The organism is Variovorax sp. P4_D9 (assembly GCF_056401695.1).
Genome location: NZ_JBFUIU010000868.1, coordinates 1 through 3,604 on the forward strand (window position 1 = coordinate 1; position 3,604 = coordinate 3,604).

Here is a 3,604-nt window from a genome sequence, read left to right on the forward strand (position 1 = left end):
TCGCCGGCCTGGCGGCGGCGCGGGCGCTGCGCCTGTCCGGCGTCGAGGACTTCGTCCTGCTCGAGCTCGAGGACGGCGCCGGCGGCAACAGCCGTGGCGGCGCTGTGCAGGGTATTGCCTGTCCGCTCGGTGCGCACTACCTGCCGCTGCCCGGCGATGCCGCGCACGAGGTGCAGGACCTGCTCGAGGAACTGGGCCTGCGCCGTCGGGTGGCGGGGCGCTGGGAATACGACGAGCGCCACCTCTGCCACAGTCCGCAGGAGCGTTTGTTCTTCCGAGGCAGCTGGCAGGACGGGCTGCTGCCGGTGCAAGGGGTGGGCGATGGCACCCTGGCAGAGTACCGGCGCTTCTCGCGGCGGGTGGAGACGCTGGGACATGAAGCGCGCTTCACGATCCCGGCGCTGCGCGCGCCGCTTGCGACGGCCTTGCTGGCGCTCGACGCGCTGTCCTTCGACGCCTGGCTGGCGCGCGAAGGCTTTTCCGATGCGCAGCTGCGCTGGTACCTGGACTACTGCTGCCGCGACGATTACGGTGCCGGCCTGGCCCATGTCTCGGCCTGGGCCGGCATCCACTACTTCGCCAGCCGGCACGGCTTTCGCGCGCCCGGCGATGAAGGCGGCGGACGCGATGCGGTGCTCACCTGGCCGGAAGGCAACGCCTGGCTTACTCGACGGCTCGCGCAGCCGCTCGGCGACCGGCTGCGGACCGGCCACGCGGTCACGCGCATCGCCGACCTGCGCAGCGGCGTCGAGGTCGATGCGGTCGATATCGCGAGCGGAACGCGGCTGCGCTGGCAGGCCGATCGGTGCATCGTCGCGCTGCCGGTCTTCGTCGCCGCCCGGGTGGTCGAGGGCGCGCCCGAATCCCTGCGCCGGGCGGCCGCCGCGCTGCGCTACGCGCCCTGGCTGGTCGCCAACGTGCATTTGCGGGCAGCGCTCGCCGACCGGCCGGGCGCCGCGCCGTCATGGGACAACGTGATCCATGGCAGCCGTGGCCTGGGCTACGTCGATGCCCGGCACCAGGTGCTCGATCCGACGCCGCGCGCCACGGTCCTGACTTGGTACCGGCCGCTGGGCCCGAGCAGCTGGGACGGATCCGACAGCCGCCGCCGACTGCTGGAAAGGCCCTGGAGCGGCTGGCGCGACGATTTGCTGGCCGAGTTGTCGCAAGCCCACCCCGACCTCGGCGAACTCGCGACGCGGATCGACATCACGCGCTACGGGCATGCGATGGCGATCCCGGCCCCCGGCCTGCTGGCGACGCTGGGGGCGAAGGATCGGGTGGCTGCGGGGCGCCTGACTTTCGCGCACGGCGACTGGTCGGGCTATTCAATCTTCGAGGAGGCCTTCACGCGCGGGCACTTGGCGGCAACGGCCTGAGCGGCTGCCGAGGGCCGGCACAGGCGCCGGCCGTGCGTCAGGCGCGCATCAGCGCTTCGATCTCGTCGGCCTTGACCGGCACCCCGCGAGAGATCAGCTCGCACCCGGTCTCGGTGACGATGGCGTCGTCTTCGATGCGGATGCCGATGTTGTGGAACTGTTCCGGCACGCCCTCCGCCGGCCGCACGTAGAGGCCGGGCTCGATGGTCAGCACCATCCCGGGACGCAGGATGCGGCTGGGCCGGTTCTGGATGAGTTCGTTGGACAGCGGGTCCCTGCGCTCGCTCACTTCGCCGACCTGCGTCGGCTCGATGTAGCTGCCGCAGTCGTGCACGTCCATGCCGAGCCAGTGTCCGGTGCGGTGCATGTAGAACGGAAAGTACGCGCGCTTCTCGATCACGTCGTCGACACCGCCGACCTTGTCGGCGTCGAGCAATCCCAGGTCCAGCATGCCCTGGGACAGCACCCTGACGGTGGCGTCGTGCGGATCGGTGAAGCGCTGGCCCGCGCGGGTCGCCGCCACCGCGGCATCCTGGCTGGCCAGCACCAGGTCGTACAGAGCGCGCTGCGGGCCGGTGAATCGGCCGTTGGCCGGAAAGGTGCGCGTGATGTCGCTGGCATAGCCGTCGAGCTCGCAGCCGGCGTCGATCAGGACCAGTTCGCCGTCGCGCACCGGCGCCGCATCGGCACGGTAGTGCAGCACGCAGGCGTTGGCGCCGGCCGCGACGATCGAGCCGTAGGCCGGATACTGTGAACCGCCGAGTCGGAACTCGTGCAGCAGTTCGGCGTCAAGGTGGTACTCGCGCACTTCCCGGCCTTCGCGCAGCATGCGCGCCGACAGCTGCATCGCGCGGACATGGGCCCGGGCACTGATCTGGGCGGCGCGGCGCATCGTGTCCTGTTCGGCCGCGTCCTTCATGAGGCGCATCTCGTCCAGCGGGCCGCAAAGGTCGCGCTGTTCCTCGGGGCACAGTGCGCCGTAGCGGACGCGCGCGCGCACGGGGGAAAGCCAGCCATCGACCCGCGTTTCCAGGCCCTTGTGCGTCGCGAACGGATACCAGACAACACGCTTGTTCTCGAGCAGGCGCGGCAGCCTGGCGTCCAGCTCCTCGATCGAGTAGGCCTCGTCCACGCCCAGCGCCGCCGGCGCGGCGTCGGGGCCCAGGCGGTAGCCGTCCCAGATCTCGCGCTCCAGGTCCTTGGGGGCACAGAACAGCGTCGACCGCCCGTCGCCGGAGAGCACCAGCCAGGCATTCGGCTCGGTGAAGCCGGTCAGGTAATAGAAATAGCTGTCGTGCCGGTACAGGAAGTCGCTGTCGCGATTGCGCTGCCGCTCGGGTGCCGTCGGGATGATGGCGATGCCATCTTTTGCTATATGGGAAGAAAGTTGTAATCGACGGGGAGCTTGATAATTTGCGGTCATAAGGTCACTATGCGCTACGGATGTAACACCCCCCGAAGGGGATGAAAAACATCAAGAAAAGATTTGAAAGTTAGGTTGTCCTGTAAGACCTCTCCCACGTACAAACCCCCAACTTGATATTTTGGAGGTGTTTTTCTTGAAAGTTTTACGCAAGAGCGGGATTTTGCTCGCAGTAGGCACCGCTTTGTTGGCTGGATGTGGTGGTGGTGGTGGTGGCGGYGGTGGTGGAGGGCTCGCAGCACTCGGCACGGCAGCCTCCGCTGATGCAGGGTCGACGGCGGCGGCCCAGGCGTCGACCACCACCGGTAGCGGTACCCCGCTTTCGGCAGGTGCGGCGGCGGCGGCCCAGGCGCCGACCACCGCCGGTAGCGGTACCCCGCTTTCGGCAGGTGCTGCGGCGGCGAACGACATCGTCGACAGCTCGCTGGCGATCTCGGCCACCGCCTATCGCGACGTCGCGCAGAAGATGAGCAAGGACGCCGGCATCGCCTACCGCTACGGTCCTGACGCCGCCTCGTACGGCGTGGGCAACGGCGGCATCTCGACGCTGTTCGCCAACGACAAGGCGACGATGCTGGTCTCGCCCACGCGCACGGTGCCGAACTACTGGCAGGTCGGGGGCCCGCCCTCGGCCAGTGCCGGCGCCTATTCGAGCAACCAGGCCAACATGGTGTTCGTGGCCGACACCCCGGGCACGGCAGCCGGCACGGGCGGCCTGGGCGTCGCCGACTTCCAGGTGTCGGGCTACATATACAACACGTTCGCGCAACTGCCGCAGCTGAGCTGGACGCGCACCATGTAC

Annotated in this window: 3 protein-coding genes; 2 read left to right on the plus strand and 1 reads right to left on the minus strand. The window is 68.9% G+C overall.

From position 1 onward, the window contains the following. On the plus strand, positions 1-1,379 hold a 1,379-nt coding region (locus tag AC1DY5_RS47140; protein ID WP_478121255.1), incomplete at its 5' end, for an FAD-dependent oxidoreductase. 37 nt (positions 1,380-1,416) lie between these two features. Here the strand turns inward: AC1DY5_RS47140 and AC1DY5_RS47145 are convergent. Continuing rightward, complete coding sequence (locus AC1DY5_RS47145) at positions 1,417-2,802, minus strand: aminopeptidase P N-terminal domain-containing protein (RefSeq protein WP_478121256.1); 1,386 nt, start codon at positions 2,800-2,802, stop codon at positions 1,417-1,419. A gap of 136 nt (positions 2,803-2,938) precedes the next feature. On the opposite strand from AC1DY5_RS47145, the gene AC1DY5_RS47150 reads away from it, so the two are divergent. Then, positions 2,939-3,604, plus strand: a 666-nt coding sequence (locus tag AC1DY5_RS47150) for a hypothetical protein (RefSeq protein ID WP_478121258.1), incomplete at its 3' end; no start/stop codon positions are given.

Excerpts from the sequence above, each read along its gene's own strand:
- AC1DY5_RS47145 (WP_478121256.1), bottom strand. The coding sequence starts at position 2,802 with ATGACCGCAAATTATCAAGCTCCCCGTCGATTACAACTTTCTTCCCAT.